This is a genomic window from Bradyrhizobium sp. UFLA03-84 (genome assembly GCF_002289535.1).
In the GTDB taxonomy this organism is placed as follows: Bacteria; Pseudomonadota; Alphaproteobacteria; order Rhizobiales; family Xanthobacteraceae; genus Bradyrhizobium; species Bradyrhizobium viridifuturi.
Window position 1 is genome coordinate 579,997 of record NZ_NSJY01000013.1, and the last position, 21,705, is coordinate 601,701.

Annotated in this window: 18 protein-coding genes; 2 read left to right on the forward strand and 16 right to left on the reverse strand. The window is 66.0% G+C overall.

Annotation, left to right across the window (positions count from 1 at the left end):
- The first annotated feature begins 227 nt into the window (after positions 1–227).
- Both CK489_RS16850 and CK489_RS16855 read left to right on the forward strand, forming a co-directional pair.
- Positions 228–1,499 (forward strand): ROK family protein, encoded by a 1,272-nt coding sequence (locus CK489_RS16850; protein ID WP_095733023.1) that lies wholly within the window; start codon positions 228–230, stop codon positions 1,497–1,499.
- Between the two features lie 79 nt (positions 1,500–1,578).
- Positions 1,579–2,337 (forward strand): SDR family NAD(P)-dependent oxidoreductase, encoded by a 759-nt coding sequence (locus CK489_RS16855; RefSeq protein ID WP_095733024.1) that lies wholly within the window; start codon positions 1,579–1,581, stop codon positions 2,335–2,337.
- A gap of 48 nt (positions 2,338–2,385) precedes the next feature.
- Here CK489_RS16855 and CK489_RS16860 read toward each other — a convergent pair whose 3' ends face one another.
- The 16 genes from CK489_RS16860 to CK489_RS16935 all read right to left on the reverse strand — a co-directional run bounded on the left by CK489_RS16860 (position 2,386) and on the right by CK489_RS16935 (position 21,684).
- Complete coding sequence (locus tag CK489_RS16860; RefSeq protein WP_095733025.1) at positions 2,386–4,755, reverse strand: xanthine dehydrogenase family protein molybdopterin-binding subunit; 2,370 nt, start codon at positions 4,753–4,755, stop codon at positions 2,386–2,388.
- 15 nt (positions 4,756–4,770) lie between these two features.
- Complete coding sequence (locus CK489_RS16865; protein WP_095733026.1) at positions 4,771–5,229, reverse strand: (2Fe-2S)-binding protein; 459 nt, start codon at positions 5,227–5,229, stop codon at positions 4,771–4,773.
- 15 nt (positions 5,230–5,244) lie between these two features.
- Positions 5,245–6,138: an FAD binding domain-containing protein gene (locus CK489_RS16870; RefSeq protein WP_245350398.1), complete on the reverse strand. Its 894-nt coding sequence runs from the start codon at positions 6,136–6,138 to the stop codon at positions 5,245–5,247.
- Positions 6,135–7,145, reverse strand: a complete 1,011-nt coding sequence (locus CK489_RS16875) for an ABC transporter permease (RefSeq protein WP_095733028.1) — start codon at positions 7,143–7,145, stop codon at positions 6,135–6,137. Before CK489_RS16875 ends, CK489_RS16870 begins: the two co-directional genes overlap by 4 nt.
- Positions 7,138–8,154, reverse strand: coding sequence for an ABC transporter permease (locus tag CK489_RS16880; protein WP_095733029.1), 1,017 nt, complete (start codon positions 8,152–8,154; stop codon positions 7,138–7,140). Before CK489_RS16880 ends, CK489_RS16875 begins: the two co-directional genes overlap by 8 nt.
- Entirely contained in the window at positions 8,151–9,689 is a 1,539-nt protein-coding gene (locus tag CK489_RS16885; RefSeq protein ID WP_095733030.1) for a sugar ABC transporter ATP-binding protein, read from the reverse strand. Before CK489_RS16885 ends, CK489_RS16880 begins: the two co-directional genes overlap by 4 nt.
- Positions 9,690–9,750: 61 nt before the next feature.
- Complete coding sequence (torT, locus tag CK489_RS16890; RefSeq protein ID WP_095733031.1) at positions 9,751–10,857, reverse strand: TMAO reductase system periplasmic protein TorT; 1,107 nt, start codon at positions 10,855–10,857, stop codon at positions 9,751–9,753.
- A 104-nt stretch (positions 10,858–10,961) separates the two neighbouring features.
- Entirely contained in the window at positions 10,962–12,923 is a 1,962-nt protein-coding gene (locus tag CK489_RS16895; RefSeq protein WP_095733032.1) for a hydantoinase B/oxoprolinase family protein, read from the reverse strand.
- Positions 12,924–12,926: 3 nt separating this feature from the next.
- A complete protein-coding gene (locus CK489_RS16900; protein WP_198960941.1) occupies positions 12,927–14,951 on the reverse strand; it encodes a hydantoinase/oxoprolinase family protein in 2,025 nt (674 codons plus the stop codon).
- Positions 14,952–15,132: 181 nt separating this feature from the next.
- On the reverse strand, positions 15,133–16,092 hold the full coding sequence (locus tag CK489_RS16905) for an AraC-like ligand-binding domain-containing protein (RefSeq protein WP_245350399.1): 960 nt from the start codon (positions 16,090–16,092) through the stop codon (positions 15,133–15,135).
- 106 nt (positions 16,093–16,198) lie between these two features.
- Complete coding sequence (locus CK489_RS16910) at positions 16,199–17,164, reverse strand: LysR family transcriptional regulator (protein ID WP_095733034.1); 966 nt, start codon at positions 17,162–17,164, stop codon at positions 16,199–16,201.
- 209 nt (positions 17,165–17,373) lie between these two features.
- The gene (locus CK489_RS16915; protein ID WP_095733035.1) at positions 17,374–18,351 is read right to left on the reverse strand and encodes a 5-oxoprolinase subunit C family protein; all 978 of its coding nucleotides are present in this window, start codon (positions 18,349–18,351) and stop codon (positions 17,374–17,376) included.
- A complete protein-coding gene (locus tag CK489_RS16920; RefSeq protein ID WP_050629249.1) occupies positions 18,341–19,216 on the reverse strand; it encodes a 5-oxoprolinase subunit B family protein in 876 nt (291 codons plus the stop codon). Before CK489_RS16920 ends, CK489_RS16915 begins: the two co-directional genes overlap by 11 nt.
- 43 nt (positions 19,217–19,259) lie before the next feature.
- The gene (locus tag CK489_RS16925; RefSeq protein ID WP_095733036.1) at positions 19,260–20,660 is read right to left on the reverse strand and encodes an acetyl-CoA carboxylase biotin carboxylase subunit; all 1,401 of its coding nucleotides are present in this window, start codon (positions 20,658–20,660) and stop codon (positions 19,260–19,262) included.
- 13 nt (positions 20,661–20,673) lie between these two features.
- Positions 20,674–20,916: an acetyl-CoA carboxylase gene (locus tag CK489_RS16930; protein ID WP_050423756.1), complete on the reverse strand. Its 243-nt coding sequence runs from the start codon at positions 20,914–20,916 to the stop codon at positions 20,674–20,676.
- 39 nt (positions 20,917–20,955) lie between these two features.
- Positions 20,956–21,684, reverse strand: a complete 729-nt coding sequence (locus CK489_RS16935) for a LamB/YcsF family protein (RefSeq protein WP_050629247.1) — start codon at positions 21,682–21,684, stop codon at positions 20,956–20,958.
- Positions 21,685–21,705 lie beyond the last annotated feature (21 nt).

Genomic DNA, 21,705 nt, shown 5'->3' on the forward strand with positions numbered 1-21,705 from the left:
GACACCCCCGGTGAGGGGATTTCACGCCCGGCGTTTTTCACGCCTTATTTTATTCACGTAACTAATAAATTAGCGCGACAAAATGTCCAGTCAAGGATGTTCGAGTCCATGCCTTGCAAGCAAGAATAGTAGCAAGGTGATGTATTTCGGCCGCTATCGACGCTTTCTGGCCAATATCTGAGGCGTATCCGTTGAATAATTTTATCAAGCGAATTAAAAAGGCCGGCATGAATGAGCAGCCCGAACCGCTGAGACGCGCTTCAAGTCTGGCCCGCGGATCGAACCGCGACCGTCTCGTCGAAGTCTTGCGGCGCCAGGGGCCGTTGCCGCGCGTCGAACTGGCGCGCAGCACCGGGCTGAGCTTCCCGGCCATTTCGGCCATTACGTCGAAGCTGATGGCGGAAGACCTGCTGGTTGAGGCCGAGACGGATGCCGCGACGTCGTGGCCGGACGATACCGAAGACGAGGATACGGATGGGCTGAACGGCCGCCGCCGCGGCCGTCCGGCCGTCCTGCTCACCTTGAATCCTGAATTCGGTCGCATCATTGCCGTCTCGCTGCGCATGAATTTGATCGAGACGTTGATCGCCGATTTCAGCGGCTCGGCCCTGGCGCAGTCGCGGCTCGAACTGACGACGCGGGGCCTCGATGCAGACGCGTTGCGCGATCTCGTGATCGCGCAGATCGAGGCCATGCTCGAAGCGACCGGCACGCCGCGAGACCGGCTGCTGGGAATCGGGATTGCGCTGCAAGGCATCGTCGACGCCGACGCCGGCCGGCATCTGTGGAGCCCCGCGCTGTCGATCACCGACGTCGACCTGGCAAAGCCGATCCGCGAGGAATTCGGCGTCGAAGTCGTGATGGCGAACGATGCGGTCGCGGTGGCGCTCGCGCTCGTCGCGGCCGAGCCGGCACTGGCGCAGGGCCTCACGGCCACGCTCATGGTCGGTCACGGCATCGGCATGGGCATCGTTGTCGACGGTGAAGCGCGCTGGGGTGCCGGTGCGGGCAGCGAGATCGGCCATGTCAAGTTGACGCCGAATGGCCCGCAATGTCGCTGTGGTCAGCGCGGCTGCATCGAGGCCCATCTCGCCGACTATGCGCTCTACCGCGACGCCCGTACCTTCCTCGACCTGCCGCCGGCGGTGTCGCAGCAACCGTCCGAGGCGCAGATGGCGCTGCTGCGCGCGCGGGCACGCGCCGGCGATCCCCGTCTCGAGCAGCTATTCCGCCAGGCGGGCCACGCGCTCGCCGAAGCGGTCGCCACGACGATATCGGTGTTGCGCCCGCATCATCTGATCCTCGCAGGTCCCGGCCTGGAGGCGTTCGACATGATGCGCACCGCCTATGAAGAGCGGCTCGAGCAGGCGGTGCTGCCGTGGCTGCTCAAGTCGACGGCGATCCATGTGCGTCCCAGCGAGTCGGCGACGATCGTCGACGGTATGGTGCGGCGGACGCTGCGGGTCGTGGACCGAAGCCACATGGAATCGACCGAGTGAATCTCGGGAGCTGTGGCTCTCCGCTTGAGCCGCAGCAGAGCAACCGACGCGCTTCAGGCGCCAAATCGAGAGAATGCCAATGCAGGGTGCCGTCTATCCAAGCCTCAAGGACCGGACCGTTCTGGTCACCGGTGGCGGTTCCGGCATTGGCGAGGCCATCGTCCGCCAGTTCATCAACCAGGGCGCGCGAGTCGGTTTCATCGACATCGATCTGACGTCCTCGGAGCAACTGCTGTCCGATCTGGGAGCGCAAGCGCGCGTGCACTTCGAACACGCCGATCTGCGCGACATCGGCGCGCTGCGCCGCGCGGTCGACGGCATTCGCGAAGCGCTCGGGCCGATCACCATCCTGGTCAACAACGCAGCGCGCGATGATCGTCATGCGATCGAGGACGTCACCCCGGAATTCTGGGACGAGCGGATTGCGGTCAACCTCAAGCATCAGTTCTTCAGCGCCCAGGCGGTCGCACCCGACATGAAGCTGGCGGGCGGCGGTGCGATCATCAACATCGGATCGGTGAGCTGGGTGATCGGACAGGGCAACATGCCCTGCTACACCACGGCCAAATCCGCGGTGCAGGGCCTCACCCGCGCGCTGGCCCGCGATCTCGGACCGCACAACGTGCGGGTCAACTCCATCCTGCCCGGATGGATCATGACCCAGCGGCAGCAGGATCTGTGGCTGACGCCCGAGGGCGTCACTGAACTGATGCAGCGGCAATGCCTCAAGCGCAAGCTTGTGCCTGACGACATCGCCCGCGTCGTCCTGTTCTTCGCCGCCGACGACAGCGGCGCCTGCACCAACCAGAGCCATATCGTCGACGGCGGCTGGGTCTAGCGGTTCAATCGACCGCGTTGACGCGCCGGACGGGCGCGGGTTGCGCGGCTATTTGTCGTAAGCTGTCTGATGCGAACGGATCAGATTGTCGGTCCACGCATCGGCTATGTGGGGCAGGGCCAGATCCTGCGTGCGGTCGAGTAGCAACTCGAGCACCCGCGGCGGGGTTAATGGAAGCGTCTGGACGCGTTTGCCCGTGGCGTTTGCAACGGCGCAGGCGACGGCCGCCCCGACGTTGAGGATCGGTACCTCGCCGGCCCCCTTGGTGCCGAGCGGTCCGATTGACGGCGCCCCCTCGTAGAGACTGATTTCGACCGGCACGACATCGAGCGCCAGCGGCACGCGATAGGTTTCGAAGCCGTTCTGGCAGACCCGGCCGTTGCCGCCGATCGTGACCTCCTCGTGCAATGCATAACCCAGCCCCTGCACGACACCGCCCTGGATCTGGCCGTGGATCGCGCGCGGGTTCAGCGCGCGGCCGACGTCCTGCACCACGCGATAGCTCAGCACCTCGACATGTCCGGTTTCCGGATCGACGGCGACCTCGCAGTCATGGACCGCGAAGACGGGAATGTCGATCGCGTCGATGAAATGGCCGGCGACGCAGCCGGGCATCGCGGGCACGCCGGCGCCGGTGAAGGCGCCGGTGCCGGAGACCGGGCCACCGAGCGCCTGGGCGCGGGTTGCGACCTCCGTGACGGTGCGGCCGGAGCCCGGCACGCCGGCGATTTCGATCCGGCCCTCGCGCATGACGAGATCATCGGGCGCCGCCTCGATCATCTCGGAAGCGACCTTCAGGAGCTTGGTGCGCACCTCCTGCGCTGCCGACAGGCTGGCCGCGCCGAGCGAGACGGTGGTGCGGCCACCGCCGACGCCGACGTCATAGCCGGCCGCATCGGTATCGGCGGCGCGCACGATCACATGCTCGGGCGCGATGCCGAGCGAGCTGGCGACGATCTGCGGCAGGCTCTGCATCATCGAGCCGGACCCAATTTCGACGCCAGACGTGACCAGCGTCGCCGTGCCGTCGGCGTTCATGTTCACCGTCGCGGCCGACGGGCCGACGAAGACGAACCAGGTGCCGACGGTGGTCGCCCGTCCATAGAGCCGGCCGTCGCTGCGCGCCGGCGGCGGCGCTGCCGCATCGCGCAGCGTATCCATCCGCTCGAGCATCGGGCCCAGCACGTTGCCTTCGAATATCTGGCCGGTGGCCCCGAGATCCCGGTCGCCGAGCACGTTGCGACGGCGGAAGGCGAGCGGATCCATTCCGATCCGCGCCGCGATCTCGTCGGTGTGCCGCTCCAGCGCAAAGGTGTTGTAGACGCCATTGCAGCAGCGGAACGCGCCGTTCGGCGCCGTGTTGGTGTAGACCGCGCGCGAGACCATGCGCACGCTTCCGAGCCGGTAGTTGCCGCCGAGCGTGTGCGCGGTCATGGTGGTCAGGAAGATCTGCTCGCCGCCATAGGCGCCGCAGTCCATCAGGACCACCGCCTCGCGCCCGACGATGTCGCCCTCGCGCGTGACGGCCGAGCGGATGCGGATATCGGCGTTCTCGCGGAACAGGCAGGTGAGCATCTCCTCTTCGCGCGAATTGACCAGGCGTACCGGCCGGCCGCTGGCGCGGGCGAGCAGGGCGGCAAAGGGTTCCACCGCCAGATCGAATTTGAGGCCGAAGCCGCCGCCGACCGGCGGCACCGTGACGCGGACCTGCGACGCCGGCACGCCGAGCAGGCGCGCGGTCGCATTGCGGATGCTCCAGGGAACCTGCGTCGACGTCTCGATGTGGAAGCGCCCGTCCTCGTAGCTTGCGACCACCGCGCGTGGCTCGAAGGCGACGTGGTTCTGCCGGCCGACGCGAAAGCAGCTTTCGACGATCTCGACGTCAGGCCGGGCAAAGGCGGCATCGACATCGCCGCGAACGACGGTCGCCTCCCAGGCGACGTTGCCGCCGCGCGCGCTGCCTTCGAGCAGGACCTCGTAGTCGCGCCAGTCCGGATGAACCAGACGTGCATCCGGCGCCAGCGCATCGGCCATGGTCAAGACGGCGGGAAGCGGCTCGATCTCGACGTCAATCGCCGCGAGCGCGGCTTGCGCCTGCGCCAGCGTGACGGCTGCGACTGCGGCCAGCGGTTCGCCGTCGTAGCGGATGACGTCGCGGGCGAACAGCGGATGATCGGCGATGCCGATCCCGATCATGCCGGGCGCATCGGCCGCCGTTACGATGGCGCGCACCCCCGGCATGCGTGTTGCCCTGGAGGTATCGAGACGAATGATCCGCCCGGCAGGTACGCTGGCCCGCAGCACCGCGGCATGCAGCATGCCCGGCAGATACCGATCGATGGTGTAGCGCGTGCGGCCGCGCAGCTTGTCGGCGGCGTCACGCCGGCGCAGATCCATCGTTGCGGAAACGTCGGACATCGCTGCACCTCCCGATCATCTCGTGGCCAAGGCGAGCAATGTCGCCTCGACGATGCGTTCATAGCCGGTGCAGCGGCAGATGTTCCCGGTCAGCGCCGCGCGGATATCGTCACGGGTTGCATCCGGCCGGGTCGTCAGCAGGTGTGTCAGGCTCACCGCCATGCCGGGAAAGCACATGCCGCATTGCACGGCATCGCCGGCCTCGAGTGCCGCCTGGATGCGATTCAATTGGCCGTGCGGCGCAAGGCCTTCGACTGTCTGGATCTCGCGGCCGTCGGCCAGCGCCGTGGGCAGCAGACATGACGGCATGGGCTCGCCATCGATCAGCACCATGCAGGCACCGCAAAAGCCCTCGCGACAGACCGGCTTCGCGCCGGTCAGATGCATCTCCTCGCGCAGCACATCGACCAGCGGGGTGGCAGGGTCGGCCGCGGAGGAGAGGCGATCGCCGTTCACGGTCAGATTGAATCCCATGTCATCCCCGCGCGTTCATGAGCCGAGCGCAGCGATCGCTGCACGGCGGACGAGGCCGGGCAGCACGCTGACACGATACCAAGCCGGCGCATCGACGCTGTCACGGCCGGTGAATTCGTCGCTGAGCTCGGCGGCAATCCGTGCCGCTTCTGCGGCGTCGAGTGGACGTCCGAGAAGTGCTGCTTCAAGCCGCGGCCAGCGGCGCGCGCTTGATTCGACCGATCCGACCGCGATCCGCGCCACATTGATCCGGTTCGCCGCATCGACGCGGACTGAAAGGCTGACGATGGCGACCGGATAGTCGCCCGACCTGCGCAGCGGCAGTCGGATATGGGCGGTCCTGCGTTCCGTCCGCGCCACGATGATCCGTGTCAGCAGCCGGCCGGAGGCGAGGGTTGACCGGACCTCGAGGAAGTGCGCCAGGCTGATGCGCTCGCAACCGTCGCGGCCCGAGATCTCGACCTCGGCGTCGAGACACAGCAGCGCCGGCACGCAATCCGCCGCGGCGAAGTCCGATGCCGCGAGATTGCCGCCGATCGTCGCCATCGCGCGGATCGCGGGGTTGGCGGAGCGTCCGGCGGCCGCGGCGAGGCCGGCAAATTCCGGAAGGTCGGCCAAGGCTGCCGCTAGCGCCGCGTGCGTGACTGCCGCACCGATCTCGACTGCGTCGCTGCCGATCCGGATTGCGGTCAGCTCGGCGATCCTTCCGATCGCGACATAGTGGGGCCTGAGCGGCTCGTGCCGGATCGGAGATCGCATGATCCATGTGCCGCCGGCCAGGGGAGAACCTGCGGCTCCGCAGTCGTTCAGCGCATCGAGCGCGGCGGCGAGCGAGGGTGCGATATAGATCGATGTCGGTGTATCGCGCGCCGCGACCGGGATGTTCCGGATCGGTGTGCCTGCCATCATGCGCTCCGTTCCTGCCGCAGGCGATCCAGCAGGACGCCGATGATGACGATCGCGCCGAGCACGACCATCTGGACGTATCCGTCGATCCGGGTGAGGTTCATGCCGTTGGACAGGATCGTGATGAACAGCGCGCCGAGCACCGCGGTGCCGACCCCGCCGCGTCCGCCGGCCAGGCTGGTTCCGCCGACCACGGCGCCGGCGATCGCCTGCAGCGAGAGTGCGCCGCCGAGGTTAGGTTCACCCGACCCGGTCCGCGCCGTCATCATGATCGCACCCAGCGCGGCAAGCCCCGAGCACAGCACATAGGTCGTGACCAGAATGCGCTTGACCGGCAGGCCGGCGACCGCCGCGGCGCGCGGATTGGTGCCGATCAAATAGAGCGAGCGGCCGAACACGGTGCGGGCCAGCAGCAAATGCAGTCCGACGCCGACTGCGAAGGTGATCGCAATCGCTGCCGGCATACCGAAGATGCTGCCGCTGTAGAAGATCTGCGAGAACGGAGCAGGCACGCCTTGGACAGGCCGTCCCGACGAAAGCGTGGTCGCAATCCCGATCGCGATGTTGTAGCTGCCCAGGGTCGCGACGAACGGATTGACGCCGAGCAACGCGACGACCACGCCGTTGAACAGGCCGCATGCGATGCCGAGCGCGAAGCCGGCCGCGAGCCCGGCGAGCAGCACGGCGGCCGGGCCATGGCCCGACGCGGTGGCGCCGGCCATCGCGAGCGCAGTGCCGACGCTCACCATCGATACGGTCGGGCCAAGGGCGAGGTCGAAGCCGCGGGTCAGGATGACGACGGTCTGCGCCATCGCGAACAGCGCCAGATAGCTGGTCTGCTGCGCGATGTTGAGCAAATTGGCCGGCGACAGCACGCCGTGGTCCACGGCGGCGAAGCCGAGCAACAGCACCGCCAATGCGACCGGCAGCACCGCGCTCCAGAGCCGGCGGCCAAGCGTCAGCTGCGGGCGGTCGGTGTCCTTGGCAACGGTCAATTCGAGGTCAGACACGCGGCTTGCTCCGTCGGCTGAGTTCGTCGAGCGCCACGGCGGCGACCATGATGATGCCGAGGAAGACCGGCTGAAGCCGCGAGTCGACGTGCAGGAGGTTGAGCGCGTTGCCGAGGATGGTCAGGAACAATGCGCTGACGGCGACGATCTCGATGCGCCCGACGCCGCCGCGCAGGCTGACGCCGCCGATCACCGCGGCGGCGATCGATTGCAGCATCATCCGGTCGCCGCCGAAGCTGGCCTGGCCGGAGCCGACCTGCGCCGTCAGCAGAATGCCGGTCAATGCCGCAAGCACGCTCGAGACGACGTAGGTGCCGACGATATGACGCTGGATCGTCACGCCCGACACCACCGCCGCATCGACATTGCCGCCGATCGCGTAGACGTAGCGGCCGAACAGCGTGCGCCGCTGTGCAAACACCATCACCAGGATCACGATCAGCGCGACATGGGCGGCCGTCGGCAGTCCGAGCGCCTGCGCGCGGCCGAAGCCTTTCACGAAGATCTCGGGCATGCCGTAAACCGGGATGCCGTTCGTAATCATGAGGCCGACACCGGTGGTCGCCGACATCGTGCCCAGCGTCACCACGAAGCCGGAGACCTTGAGCCGTGCCACGCAGAAGCCATTGACGAGCCCGACCACCACGCCGCAACCGAGCCCGGCCGCGACCCCGCTGGCGATGATGAGGCCGTTGGAGCCGGGAAAGGCGGCCGCAGTGACCGCCATGGTCTTTGCGGTGACGACGCTCGCCAGCGCCACGACCGCACCGACCGAAAGATCGAAGCCGCCGGCGATGATGACCAGCGCCTGGCCGCAGGCGACGATCGCCAGCAGCGAGGCATTGCGCAGGATGTTGAGGACGTTGATGAGGCCGTAGAACTGCGCATCGATCGCCGACATGCCGGCCACCAGCAGCACAAGCAGAGCCGGCAGCAACCCGATTCGGCCTGCGATTGACCGGAGGCTGACCGAGCGCCGTGGCGCGGCGACGACGAGGGCCGTGTTCATGCGACCTCCGCGGTCAGATGCTCGCGGAAGAAGCTCGAGAGCACATTCTGTTCGGTCTTCTCAGTGCCGGTCAGCTCGGCGGCGACACGGCCCTGATGCATGACGTAGAGCCGGTTCGACAGCGCCAGCACCTCGGGCAGTTCGGACGACACCACGATCACGGCGGCGCCCGCGTCGACGAGGCGCTTCATGAACTCGTAGACCTCGAGCTTGGCGCCGACATCGATGCCGACGCTCGGCTCGTCGAACAGGAACACGGTGAGCTCGCGCGTCAGCGCGCGTCCCAGCATCACCTTTTGACGATTGCCGCCGGACAATGCGCCGGCGCTCCGTTCGATGTTCGGCGGCCTGAGCTGCAGCTGTCCCATGATGCCCGCGATCTTCACGCGTTCGGCGGCCTGCCGCAAAATGCCGAAGCGGGCGAAGGCCGGCAGGTCTAGCCCAGTCATCGACGCGTTCTCGCGGATCGGACGGGACAGCGCGAGCCCTTCGGCGATCCGGTTGGCGGGAAAGTAGGCGACGCCGCGCTTGAGGCTGTGCCTCGGGGTTGGAAATTCGTAAGGCGCACCGCCGATCCGGATCGTGCCGGTCGACGCGCGCTCGATGCCGTAGATCGCGCGGATCAGCTTCGACTTGCCGCACCCGACGAGGCCCGCGATGCCGGTGATCTCGCCGGCTCGGGCATGGAAATTGACGCCTGTAACGCTGCCGTCGGCGAGCGTCAGGTTCTCGACCTCGACCATCACCTTGTCCGGCTGGTGGGCGATGGCGGGGAACAGCAGGTCGATGGTGCGGCCGGTCATCAACTCCACCAGCTCACTGTCGGTCGAGGTCGCGGCGTCGAGGGTCCGGATGTGACGGCCGTCGCGCAGCACCGTCACGCGGTCGGCCAGCGCGCGGATTTCGCGCATGCGATGCGAGACGTAGATCAGCCCGACATTCTGGTACTTCAGGCGCGCGATCAGTTCGAACAGCCGTCCGGTCTCGCGTTCGGTCAATGACGCGGTCGGCTCGTCGAGAATCAGGAGGCGGACGCGGCCGAGCAGGGCCTTGGCGATCTCGGCCATCTGCTGATGCGCGCGGGACAGGTCGTCGATCCGTCGCGCGGGATCGAGGTCGAAGCCGAGCTCGTCGATCAGCGCGCTGGCGCGCTTGCGCATCTGGCGCGAATGCAGCACGCCGCCGCGCGTGATCTCGCGGCCAAGGAACAGGTTCTCTTCAACTGTGAGGCTCGGGATCAGCGAAAACTCCTGAAACACCGGGCTGATGCCGATCTCTCGCGCGCGCTGCGGCGTCAGATGGTGGATCTCCCCGCCGCCGAAATGAAAGGTGCCCTCGTCGGGTGGAAAGGTGCCCGAGACGACATTGATCAGGGTCGACTTGCCGGCACCGTTCTCGCCAAACAGGACGTGTAGTTCGCCGGCACGGACATCGAGGTCGACGCGGTCGAGTGCCCGGACACCGGTGAATCGCTTCGATATGCCGCGCAACTGAAGCAGGGGCGCGGCCGGCTTCGGATCGATCTCGAGGTTCATCCGCGTCTCCGTGGCCGTGATCGGGCAGGCGGGAGTCGTGCTCCCGCCCCGGTCGTTCGGCCTACTTGGCCTTGACCGAATAGACCGGTGTCCAGCTTGCAGGCGCCAGCACGAGATCCATCTGCAATTTCGGCACGGTGGTCTTGTCGATGACGGTGGCCACCGGCTGGACCAGGCTCATGACCGGCTTCTTCTCGATCAGACGCACCGCCTGGTCGATTGCGATCGCGCCTTCGCCGACGGGATATTGCGTTGCGAAGGCGAGGATGTCGCCGCGGTTCAGCGCATCGAGCATGGCCTGGTTCTCGTAGGACGATACGATCTTCAGGTCGCTTCGGCCGGCCTCGGCAACCGCGCCGATGGCGGCTTCGGCGGTGGGGGCGGTGCCCCAGATCACGTTCATGGCGGGATAGGCTTGCAGCGCGTCCTGGATGAGCTGAAGCTGCACGGCGACGCCGGAGTCGCCGAACTTCTCGGCCAGGATCTTGGCGTTCGGGTTCTTGGTGATCGCCTTCTTGAAGCCCTCGTTGAACGACTCTGCCCAGCCTGAGCCGGCCGGACCGGGGAACGTAACGATATTGAGCTTATCGCCGGGCTTTGCCTGCGCCAGCAGACCGTCGCCGGTGACCTCGCCCATCGCGACGAAGTCGACATAATTGGCCGCGGGCAGCGCGTTGGGCGGCAGCGGATTGGTGACGCCGACCACCGGCACGCCCTTGGCCTTGGCTTCCTCGAATTTCTTGCTGAGGCCCGCGCCGGAGATGGCGCCGACGATGATCGCATCCGGTCCGCTTGCCATGCAGTCGTCGAACTGCGACAGCTGCTTGGGCAGATTCTCGTAACCGCCGGCCTCGTAGAGGTTCATGTTGACGTTCATCGCCTCGGCCTGCTTCACGATGCCGTAGGCGACGGCGACCCAGAAACTGTCCTTCATGTGGGGAAACAGCACGCACAGTTTGTAGGGCTTCTCGGCCTTCGGCAGCGGCGTGTAGTCAGCGGGCTTCGGCGTGCCGGATGACGCGTCGTAGACCTTCATCGGAAACCACGGCGTCTCCGTCCCCGCCGCCGCCGGCGTGGCGGCGCTGGCAAGGGCGAGAGCGGCGGCGATGCCGAGCACGGAGCGGATCGGCCACAGCCGGTTGGAAGAAAGGCACGTCGAGATCGTCATAGCGCAATCCTCATGGTTCGAATGAAACTGCAGGGCGGTGGCTTCTCGTTCTCTTTCGCTAGATGGGCCGCGCCGTCTGCCGGCGGCGCCGCCGTCGATGACGATCAGCCCGCCTTCCACATCGCGACCGAGCGCCGCTCGAACGCTTCGCGGAACTGGCGGGTGGATTCGGCAAGCAGCGCGCCGGTGCCCCAGTCGAGGATCACCGCGTGCTTGCGGATCACGTCGAACGTGTTGAGCTCTCCGCTGCGGTAACGCTGCGCGACCGTCTCCGGATCGAGCCGGACATTGGCGACGCGTTCGGAGCGGATCCTGGCGCGGAGCGCCGCGGTCGCGACCTTGTCGACCTCGTAATTGCAGAGCTCGGCATCGATCGTGTGCACCACGACGCCATAGTCCTTGGCGGCGCGCTCGACCGAGACGTAGTCGTCCTTGATGTCTTCGATCACGAGGTTCGGATCGCGCTCCAGCGGATCGCCGAACCCGCCGCCGCCGGCGGTCGGGCGCGAAAACACGTCGCCTTCGCCGATCGGAACGTCCGAGAAGATCGAGCCGAGCCGCTCCTCGGCCGCGCTGCCGGCGCGCTTCAGGGTCAGGCCGTGCGGCATCGACGGCAGGCCGCCCTCGATACCCCACACGATGGCCCGCTCGCGGTCGCAGATATAGGAGATCACGGTCTTCTCGGCTTGCAGCATCCGCGACGTCTTCACGACGCCCGCGCCGCCGCGCCATTTGCCGGGGCCGGGCGAGTCCTTGAGGATCTCGCATTCGGTGGTCAGGATCGGGTTGGCGCGCTCCTGGCCTTCGACCGGCTGCGACATCAGCCCGGTGCCGAAGCAGGCGGTCGTGACGTTGCTGCCGTCCTTGCCGTTGCGTCCGCCCCAGCCGCCGGGCAGCCAGTCGTAGAACATGAAGATCGGCTTGTCGGCGCTGCGGGCGTCGAGCCCGCCGGTCAGCAGATATTCGAGATTGAAGGCGCAGGCGAGCGCGCGCTCCGGCATCAACTTCGACCACATTTCGTAGATCGAGTTCATGATCTTCTCGAACGGCATCAGGAAGCCGGTCACCGCGATCGGCCATTTGGCATCGACGATCGAGCCTTCGGGGGCGATGATCTCGAAGCAGCGGTAGAAGCCGGAATTGAGCGGCAGATCGGGGAAGAAGGTCTTCATGCCGGCCGCAACCGCCGAGAAGGTCGCGCCGAACGCCGAGTTGTAGATCGAGCCGATGGTCGGATGGCTGCCGGTGAAGTCGTAGATCGCGCGGTCGCCCTTGATCGTCATCTTGATGCGGATCGGGATCATGCCTTCGCCGCCGGCCGGATCGCGGTCGATATAGTCGACGGTTTCCCATTCGCCGTCAGGGAGCGCTGCGATGCGCTGGCGGGCCGAGCGCTCGACATAGTCCTGCACGGCCGCAAGCCCGGTCTCGACGGTATCGCGGCCGTATTTGCCGACCAGGCGCAGGATCTCGCGTTCGCAGACCGCAGTGGCTTCGGCCTGTGCCTGGATATCGCCGATGATCGAGGCCGGATCGCGGGTATTGGAGGCGATCAGATGCGCGACGTCCTTGCGCAGGCCGTTCTTGTCGAACAGGCGGACCGGCGTAATGCGGAGGCCCTCGCGGAACATCTCGCGAGCGGCGACGTCGAACGATCCCGGCACGCTGCCGCCGACGTCCGACCAGTGTCCGTTGGACTGGCTGAAGGCGATGATCTTGCCGTCGGCGAAGATCGGGCGGATCAGCCGCACGTCGGAAAAGTGCGTGCCGCCGGCATAGGGATCGTTGATCGCGAAGACGTCACCCTCATGCATGTCGCCTTCGAAATGGCGCATCACGTCCTTGCAGGTGAAATGCAGTGTGCCGACGTGGACGGCGATGTCCTGGTTGCCTTGCGCCGCGCATTCGCCGTTGGCGTCGTGCAGCGCGCTCGAGAAGTCGCGGTTGTAGATCACGAAGGAGTAGCAGGTCCTCAAGACCTGCTCGCCCATCTGGTCGACGCTGGTGATGAAGGAGTTCTTCAGGACCTCGAAGGTCACGGGATCGAGCGGGAGAGCCGTGGCCATGGTTCACTCCTTCACGCGGATGATGATGTTGAGATATTTGTCGACCTCGGCGCTGGCGCCGGGCGGCACGACAGTCGTCGCATCGAGCTGCTCGATGATCGCGGGGCCTTGAAAGGAGAAGCCGCAGGGCAGGTCGTCGCGCTGATAGACGGGCGTATCGAGCCCGCTGCCCTCGAACCACACCCTGCGGCGGCTGACCGGCCCGGGGCTAGCGCCAGTCGGCTTGTGAACGGCAAATTCGGCCTTCGGAACCACACCGACGGCCTTCAGGTTGAGGCGGAAGAAGCTGACAGGTGCGGTGTCGCGGCGGAAATTGTATTCGCGCTGGTGCTCGGCGTGGAAGCTCTGCACCAGGTCGGCGATCGCGCCGATTGGCTGCGGCGCGTTCACCGCAAGCGAACGCCACTGGCCGCGATACATCATGTCGATCGAGCGTTGCAGCACGATGTCGTTCTGCGCGACGCCCTCATGGATCAGGCGCGCGAGCGCGGCTTTCTCGAGTTCGGCGAACTGCGCTTCGATCTCGGTGGCGTCGGCGTCGACGGCGTCGACCATGCAGCTCTGCGAGAAATCGTGCTGCATGTCGACGAGCAGGCATCCGAGCGCGGAAGTCACGCCGGGATTGGGCGGCACGATCACGACCGGAATCGACAGCTCGCGCGCGACGTCGACCCCGTGCAGGGCGCCGGCGCCGCCGAACGCCACCAGCGCGAAGTCGCGCGGATCGTAGCCGCGGCTGATCGAGATCAGCCGCACCGCATCCGACATGTTGGCATTGGCAACCTTGACGATCGCGTCCGCGGCTTCATGCAGGCCGAGGCCGAACGGTTTTGCGACGCCGTCTTCGACCGCCTGCTCGGCCAATGCCGGATCGAGCTTGACCTTGCCGCCGGCAAGATCGGTGCCGAGCCGGCCCAGCGTCACATTGGCGTCGGTGTTGGTTGGCTGCGTATTGCCGTTGCCATAGCAGGCAGGTCCCGGGTGGGCGCCGGCCGATTGCGGTCCGTTGCGCAGGGAGCCGGCCGGATCCGTCCACGCCAGCGAGCCGCCGCCGGCACCGATCGTGAGCACTTCGATCGAAGCGAAGCGGATCGGGTAGCCGAATTCGATGTGCCAGTCCTTGGTGACGCGCGAGTGGCCCTCATAAGCCAGCGACACGTCGGTGGACGTGCCGCCCATGTCGAGGCCGATCGAGTTGGGAAAGCCGCAGAGGCCGGCGATATAGCGGCTGGCGATCGCGCCGGCGGCGATGCCGGAGCCGGCGAGGCGGGCGGCAAAGTCCTTGACGCTCGCCGGCGTCATCACCCCGCCGCCGGTGTGCAGCAGCAGGAGATCGCGGGTGTATCCCTCGTGGGCGAGGCGCTCGCCGAGCCGGCTCGTGTAGTTAACGACGACCGGGCTTACGACGGCGTTGGCAACCGTGGTCGAGAACCGCTCATGCTCGAAGATTTCGGGAAGCACCTGCGAGGAGATCGACACCGGAATATCGGGCATCTCTGCCAGCAGGATGTCGCGCATCGCGCGCTCATTTGCGCCGTTGAGATAGGCGTTCATGAAGCAGACCGCGACGGCGGCGACGCCACGGCGCTTGAGGATGCGTGCCACGTCGCGCGCCGCCTCGACGTCGAGCGGCTCGATCACCTTGCCGCCGGCATCGACGCGCTCGGGCACGGTCAGGCGATCGCGCCGCGGCACATAGGGCCGCACGACGTCCTTGTAGGTGTCCCAGAGGTCTTCCTTGTTGGCGCGCCGGATCTCGATGACGTCGCGGAACCCCTTGGTCGTCACCACGGCGGTGCGGGGCAGGCGGCGCGTGATCAACGCGTTCGTGGCAACCGTCGTGCCGTGCGAGAACAGCGCCACCCTGGACAGATCGATCCCGGCCTTGGACACGCCGCCCATGATCCCTTCGATCGGATCGCGCGTGGAGGAGGTCTTCTCGATGCGGATGAGACCAGTCGTCTCGTCCATAATGCAGATGTCGGTGAATGTGCCGCCGACATCGACAGCCACACGAAGGTCCTGCACCATGCGTCTCCCTTTCGAACAAGTGTTTCGCCGATCTTAGGCAGAGCGGCGGCCCGCCTTCTTGACGCTGAGCGCAGGAAGACTTGTGCGAGAGAGCGAACCGCTTGGCAGACCATGCCTGCCCGAACCGGCGGCGGCTGCCCAACAAACGATCAGGGGCGGTGCGGTAGTGGTGCCGTCGTCAGGCGTTGGCGGCGCGCGAGGTGGCGCGCGCTTCGCTCGGGGTGCAGCCGAACCGGCCGCGATAGTTGCGGCTGAATTGCGCCTGGTCGGCAAAGCCCCATTGATAGGCGATTTCCGAGATGCTCTTGCGGCAGCTCGCATCGCGCAGCAGGGCGTCGCACATCGCCAGCCGCTGGTTGCGGATATAGGCGCAGACGGTCAGACCCTCGCCTTCGAAGATCTGGTGCAGATAGCGCAGCGAGATGCCGCAGCCGTCGGCGATCATCTGCGGCGTGAGCCGCATGTCATCGAGCCGGGCACGGATGAACTGTTCGCAGCGCAATAGATGCCCGTTGCGCACCGAGGACGAGTGGCCGGTCAGCACACGGTCGTCGGATTCGATCGCCATCGCAAGCAGCTCGATCAGGTGCTTGCCCATCATCGTGCGGGCGGTGTCGTCCATCTCCTCGATGCGTTCGCCGGAGAGGCGCAGCGTGTCGACGAACAGCGCGCCGACGCTGCGGCTGGCGTCGAACTGCAGCGTAGCGAGGCGCTCCGGCCGGGAAATACGTGCGCGCAGCACCGCGCTCGGGATCTTCAGGCACCACAACGCCGTCGGGTCCTGATGGCTGAACTCGTAGGGCAGATGGCTGCGCTCGATCAGGAATGCGCCGGGCCGGCAGTGCACCACCTTGCCGTCCTGTTCGAAGCGGATTTCCGCAAGCTCGGGCACCGTGATCAGGAAGGATTCCTCCCGCTCGCTCAGGAGATGCCGCTCATGGCGCTTGTACAGCAGGCCATTGGCGATGTTTCGCGAGACCGAGAGGGGACCCATCGACCAGGCGCCGAGGCGGGCGTCGAACTCGCGCGTGCTCGGGAAACGCAGGTCGAGCGAGTAGTAAGTCTTCGAGACGACCTCCTGCCAGTACTGGCGGCGGCTCTGCAACGGGATGTCATTGGTCGTGTAGGTGACTTGCATGTCTCACTCCCCGCCGCCGGCTGTGCCTCCGGTCGTCGTGTCCCCGGACAAAGTTTGGCGAGGACAGCCGCACGGCGTCAAGTCGAATAAAACGGAAACAGATATTCTAGATTTCGATCGCCTCCTCGGCCTGGTGCCGGGGATCCATGCTGACGGGGGGGCGCCCCGGGCCGACGCCAGCAACTGCAAAGCGCATGAAATCGCGGAACGCCATCGCAGCTTCCGACGGCCTGATGTCGCGCCGCCAGGCAAGACCAATATCCATGCTGGGCACCTCGTCCTCGATGACGCGGGTCTCGATCCGCTGTCCCTCCAGCGACCAGGGCCGGTAGATCAGGTCGGAGAGGATGGCGATGCCCATGCCGCCTGCGACCATCGAGCGCACGGCCTCGACCGACGAGGTGCGGAAGATCGTGTTCGGCTCGAGCGAAGCATTGCTCCAATAGCGCATCGAGGTGTGCTTGGCTTCGTCGACGGTGAGCATGACGTAGGGATAGGTTGCGATGTCGGCGAGATGGACCCGCTCGGCGCGGGTCAGCGGATGTTCGGGCGCAAGCCACAGGCGGCGCGGCGATCGCAGTAGCGTCTCGCTCGTCAGCATGGCGTTGTCGCGCAGGTTCGAGACCAGCATCACAGCGAGGTCGAGCGCACCGTCGACGAGCGCGCGTTCCAGCACGTCGCGCGGTGCCTCGAACAGCTCGATCGTGATGCCGGGAAAGCTTGCCTGGAAGCGCTTCTGGTGGCGCGGCAGGAAATAACCGGACACGGTATAGGTGACGCCGATGCGGATCGTGCCGAACAGCGGTCCCGCCGATATCTGCGTGTTGCGCACCGCCTCGGCGACGGCAGCGAGGATCTGGCGACCCTGCGACAGGAATCGGCTGCCCTCCATCGTAACGGTCACGCCGTTCGGCGCGCGCTCCAGCAGGCGGGCGCAGACGGTCGCTTCGAGCTGCTGAATCGCCGCGGTGACCGCGGATTGCGAGACGTTGAGGTCGATCGCCGCCTGGCTGATGCGCCCGGTCTCGGCGGCGGCGACGAAGTAACGGATCTGTTTCAGAGAAACGGACATCGCGGTTGTTCCGATGTTGCCTAACTCATGAGCGGTGTTTCTCAGCCCGGCGGTATTCTTTGCAACTCTCGTGCCGACAAGCCGAGAGAGCGCGGCGGCGCCGATTCCGGACCTGAGAGGCCGCAACCGACGGCCTGAAGCGCAGGACGTGATCACGCGGTCACCAGATCGGTGACCGCGGTCTTGGCGGGCAGGCAGGTGACCGGCGACTATGCCAATGCGCTGTGCAGCCTGCCGAGCAACTCCGAGCGGCTTTTGCGCGCCGCGAGCGCCTCGTTCATATCGACCTTGACGAACTTCACCGGCGTGTTGGGCTGCAGCTGGCCGATCAGGTCCATGTCTGCCGCGATGACGGTCCCGACCATGAAGTAACCGCCACCGGAGACTGCATCACGATGCAGCACGATCGGTTCGGTGCCGCCGGGAACCTGGATCGAGCCGTAGGGATAGCAGGCATCGGTGATGTTGGACGGGTCGGAGCCGGCGCCGAACGGCGGTTCACGTGGAACGAATTCGAGCGGCTTGCCGCCCTTGAAACGATAGCCGATCCGATCCGCCTCCGGCGCAACCTTCCAGGTGTCGGAGAAGAATCCGTTGCCGGCCGCCTCGGTGATGCGGTGCCAGTAAAGACCAGGCATCGCGCGCAGCTCGGTCGGCATTCCCGCCGGTTGTCCGCGCAAATCCCTGGCGACGCTGCGTCCTTCCTTGCCTGTCGCGGCGGCATGGCCGATCGGCAGTTCGTCGCCTGCTTCGAGCTTGCGGCCCTTGAAGCCGCCGAGCGCGCCGAGCGCGTAGGTCGAGCGCGAGCCGAGAACGACGGGCACGTCGATGCCGCCGGCGACTGCGATGTAGCCGCGCGCCCCCTGCTTGAGGAAGTCGAAGGAGAGGATCTGGCCGCGCTTCACCTTGAAGCTGGTCCAGGTCTCGCGCGGCGCGCCGTCGAGTTTCGGCGGCAGTTCCGCGCCGGTGACTGCGACGATGGCGTCCTCGGTGAATTCGAGCTCTGGTCCCATGAACACGGCTTCGAGCACGGCCGCGCCGGCCTCGTTGCCGACCAGCAGATTGGCAGCCGCGAGCGCGTGACGGTCCATGCCGCCGGAGAGCGGAATGCCGATGTGATAATAGCCCGGACGTCCGAGATCCTGCACGGTGGTCGCAAGACCCGGCTTCAAAACCTTAACGGCCATGGAGAACTCCATCGAGCTTGGCGTTGTAGGCATCAACGTCGCGGTTGAACTCGGTCAGCGAGAACGAGACATCACGGATGATCGGAGCAAAGCGCCCGGCGTCGACGTCGGCGACCGCAGCGTCATAGGCCGCCCGGTCGATCGGCTTCCACTTCACGATGTCGCCCGGTTTGAACAGGCACATGAAGTCGCGCAAATAGCTGATGCTCTGGTTGGGGTCATAGATCGGCATCGGCGTGATGCCGAACATCTGGTAGCCGCCGGCGCCGCGCACCGAGTATATGCAGCTGAAGCAGCCGCCATGCCCGACGGTGAGTTTCGGCGTGTCGGTGCGCGGACGCAGATATTTCGGGGCCTGCAGCTGCCGCTTGCGCTCGACCATCTGGTAGAGGAAGGGCAGTCCGGCGACGAAGCCGACCATCGAGACGAACCAGGGTGCGCTGGAATGCGCCTTGATGAAGGCGTCGACGCTGTCGAGGCCGTTGATGCGGGCGGCGTATTCGAGGTCGGTTCCGTTTGGGTCCTGATGACGTTCGCGGAAGCGCATCAGCGTTTCATGCGTCCAGGGATCGTTGTAGAGCACGGGAATCTCGATGATCCGCGTCTTGATCACCGGTTCCGATTTCTCCGATGCGGAATCCAGCCGCTTCAACTCGGTGAGGAGATCGTCCGGCTTGATCTGATCGGGATCGAACTTGACCTGATAGGACGCGTTGGCCGGACAGATCTCGGTGACGCCCCTGATCTTTGCGTCGCGCACCGCGTTGGTGATGAAGAGGCTCTTGAAAAAGGCCTCGAGCGACATTGCCTCGCCGACCTCGGCGAAGATGTGCTCGTCGCCGCCGAAGGAAAATCGGGTTTGCATGACTAGCGGCCTCCTGTTGCTGACGGAGCGGATTGTTTCGTCATCATGGTGCGACCTTGACGGCCGATGGTGGCTGAGCGGTGGCGAGGGCTGCGGCATGGGACTCCAGCCATGGCTCGAGCCACGCCGTATGGAAGCGTCCGGCCTGCACGTCGGCGTCACGCGCCAGCGCCTGGTGCAGGGGCTTTGTCGTGAAAATGCCCTCGACGCTGAGCTCGGCCAGCGCGCGTTCGAGCCGCCTGATGGCGCTCGGCCGATCCTTGTCGTGCACGATCAGCTTGCCGAGCAGGCTGTCGTAGAACGGCGGCACCGTGTAGCCCTGATAGAGCATGCTGTCGAAGCGCACGCCGTCACCGCCGGGTACGCCGAGCGCGTTCACCGTGCCCGGATTGGGCAGGAAATTCCTGGCGGGATCCTCGGCATTGATACGGACCTCGATCGAATGGCCGCTGACGCGCACCTCGTCCTGGCGGATGCGCAAGGGTTCGCCGCCGGCGATACGGATCATCTCGCGCACGAGGTCGATGCCGGTGACCATTTCGGTGACGGGATGCTCGACCTGGATCCGGGTGTTCATCTCCAGGAAGTAGAATTCGCCGGTTCTATCGTCGTAGAGATATTCGAGCGTCCCGGCGCCGCGGTAGTTGACCGCCTTGGCCAGCGCCACGGCCGAGGTGCATAGCTTTTCACGCACGGCCTGGGTCAGCGACGGCGAGGGCGCCTCTTCCCACACTTTCTGGCGGCGCCGCTGCAACGAGCATTCACGCTCGAAGCAATGGATCACGTCGCGTCCGTCGCCGAGCACCTGGACCTCGATGTGCCGTGCGCCTTCGACGAGCTTCTCGACATAGAGCCCGCCATCGCCAAATGCAGCCAGCGCCTCAGCTTGGGCCTGCGGCATCAGATGATGAAATTCCTCAGCGGACCGTGCGATGCGTATGCCGCGTCCGCCGCCGCCGGCAGCGGCCTTGATCATGACAGGGAAGCCGGTTTTCTCGACCAGCGCGAAGGCCGCTTCCGCAGACTCCAGCCGCCCCTGGCTGCCGGGCACGGTCGGCACCCCGGCCGAGGCGGCGGCCTCGCGGGCGGCAACCTTGTCGCCCATCAGCCGGATCGATTGCGCGGTCGGGCCGACGAAGATCATTCCGGCCGCTTCGACGGCGGCCGCGAACTCGGCGTTCTCCGCGAGGAAGCCATAGCCGGGATGGATTGCATCGGCACCGGTGCTCTGCGCCGCGGCGAGGATCGCCGCCTGGTTGAGATAGGATTTCGACGCCTGCGGCGGACCGATATCGACCGCTTCGTCGGCGAGCCGGACCGCGAGCGAGTCCTTGTCGGCCTTGCTGTGGACCTGAACGGTCGCAATGCCGAGATCGCGCGCGGCGCGAATGATGCGCACCGCGATCTCGCCGCGATTAGCTATGAGGAGTTTTCTGATCGCCATGACTGGTTGGGGCTCAAACGTCGATTTCGGCGATCGGCTGGCCGGCCATCACGGCATCCTCGTTCTCGGCCAGGAAGCGAACGATCTTGCCGGCGGCGCCCGCCTTCACCTCGTTGAACGATTTCATCACCTCGATGAGCCCGATCGTGTCGCTCTCCACGACGACGTCGCCGTCGTTCTTGTAGACCGGCTTGTCGGGTGCGGGCTTGCGGTAAAAGATGCCCGGGAGCGGCGAGAAGATCTGCTGCGTTGCCATTGTTTCCTCGTACGTAATTGGTTTCTTTGCCGCGACGGCTCAGCGCGCGGTGAGGTAGGGGCGGACCGCTTCGCGGACGGCCTCCGCGATGGCGACGGCGTTCGGCGTGTCGGAGTGAATACAGATCGAATCGGCGCCGACCACGATGTCGTTTCCCGCGACCGTGCGGGTCTTGCCCTCGTTGACGGCTCTCGCGCATCGGGTCGCGGCGTCGGCCGGGTCCTTCGCCTCGTGCTCGCGCGTGATGATCAGGCTGCCGTCGGCATTGTAGTCGAGGTCGGCATAATACTCGGCGACGAAGGCGTGACCGCGGCGCTCATAGACCTGCTGGTGCAGCGTTCCCTTCATGCCGAGCAGCGGCACCTTGTAGACGTCAGCGGCATCAGCTACGGCCTCCGCAATGTCCTCGTTGCGCGACGCCATGCCGTACAGCGCGCCGTGCGGCTTGATGTGGTTGAGCGGCATGCCTTCGGCGTCCAGGAACGCCTTGAGCGCGCCGATCTGGTAGAGCAGGCAGTTGGACAATTCCTCGCGGCTGATCTTCATCTCCCTGCGGCCAAATCCCTGCAAATCCGGCAGCGAGGGATGCGCGCCGACCTTGACGCCGAACTCCCTCGCGAGCTGCACGGTCTTGCGCATGTGATTGAAGTCTGAGGCATGAAAGCCGCAGGCGACGTTGGCGACGTCGATATGGGGCATCAACGCCCTGTCGTCGCCCATCTTGTAGAGGCCGTAGGCCTCGCCCATGTCGCAGTTGATCACGACCATCTCCTGATTTCCTTCCAACAG

What these genes read in the sequence shown, in the direction of transcription:
- CK489_RS16920 (WP_050629249.1), bottom strand. Translation starts at nt 19,216, where the DNA reads ATGCAAACCCGATTTTCCTTCGGCGGCGACGAGCACATCTTCGCCGAG.
- CK489_RS16910 (WP_095733034.1), bottom strand. Translation starts at nt 17,164, where the DNA reads ATGTCCGTTTCTCTGAAACAGATCCGTTACTTCGTCGCCGCCGCCGAG.
- CK489_RS16935 (WP_050629247.1), bottom strand. Translation starts at nt 21,684, where the DNA reads ATGGTCGTGATCAACTGCGACATGGGCGAGGCCTACGGCCTCTACAAG.
- CK489_RS16850 (WP_095733023.1), top strand. Translation starts at nt 228, where the DNA reads ATGAATGAGCAGCCCGAACCGCTGAGACGCGCTTCAAGTCTGGCCCGC.
- CK489_RS16915 (WP_095733035.1), bottom strand. Translation starts at nt 18,351, where the DNA reads ATGGCCGTTAAGGTTTTGAAGCCGGGTCTTGCGACCACCGTGCAGGAT.
- CK489_RS16865 (WP_095733026.1), bottom strand. Translation starts at nt 5,229, where the DNA reads ATGGGATTCAATCTGACCGTGAACGGCGATCGCCTCTCCTCCGCGGCC.
- CK489_RS16930 (WP_050423756.1), bottom strand. Translation starts at nt 20,916, where the DNA reads ATGGCAACGCAGCAGATCTTCTCGCCGCTCCCGGGCATCTTTTACCGC.
- torT (WP_095733031.1), bottom strand. Translation starts at nt 10,857, where the DNA reads ATGACGATCTCGACGTGCCTTTCTTCCAACCGGCTGTGGCCGATCCGC.
- CK489_RS16855 (WP_095733024.1), top strand. Translation starts at nt 1,579, where the DNA reads ATGCAGGGTGCCGTCTATCCAAGCCTCAAGGACCGGACCGTTCTGGTC.
- CK489_RS16870 (WP_245350398.1), bottom strand. Translation starts at nt 6,138, where the DNA reads ATGATGGCAGGCACACCGATCCGGAACATCCCGGTCGCGGCGCGCGAT.
- CK489_RS16925 (WP_095733036.1), bottom strand. Translation starts at nt 20,660, where the DNA reads ATGGCGATCAGAAAACTCCTCATAGCTAATCGCGGCGAGATCGCGGTG.
- CK489_RS16895 (WP_095733032.1), bottom strand. Translation starts at nt 12,923, where the DNA reads ATGGCCACGGCTCTCCCGCTCGATCCCGTGACCTTCGAGGTCCTGAAG.
- CK489_RS16860 (WP_095733025.1), bottom strand. Translation starts at nt 4,755, where the DNA reads ATGTCCGACGTTTCCGCAACGATGGATCTGCGCCGGCGTGACGCCGCC.
- CK489_RS16905 (WP_245350399.1), bottom strand. Translation starts at nt 16,092, where the DNA reads ATGCAAGTCACCTACACGACCAATGACATCCCGTTGCAGAGCCGCCGC.
- CK489_RS16880 (WP_095733029.1), bottom strand. Translation starts at nt 8,154, where the DNA reads ATGAACACGGCCCTCGTCGTCGCCGCGCCACGGCGCTCGGTCAGCCTC.
- CK489_RS16885 (WP_095733030.1), bottom strand. Translation starts at nt 9,689, where the DNA reads ATGAACCTCGAGATCGATCCGAAGCCGGCCGCGCCCCTGCTTCAGTTG.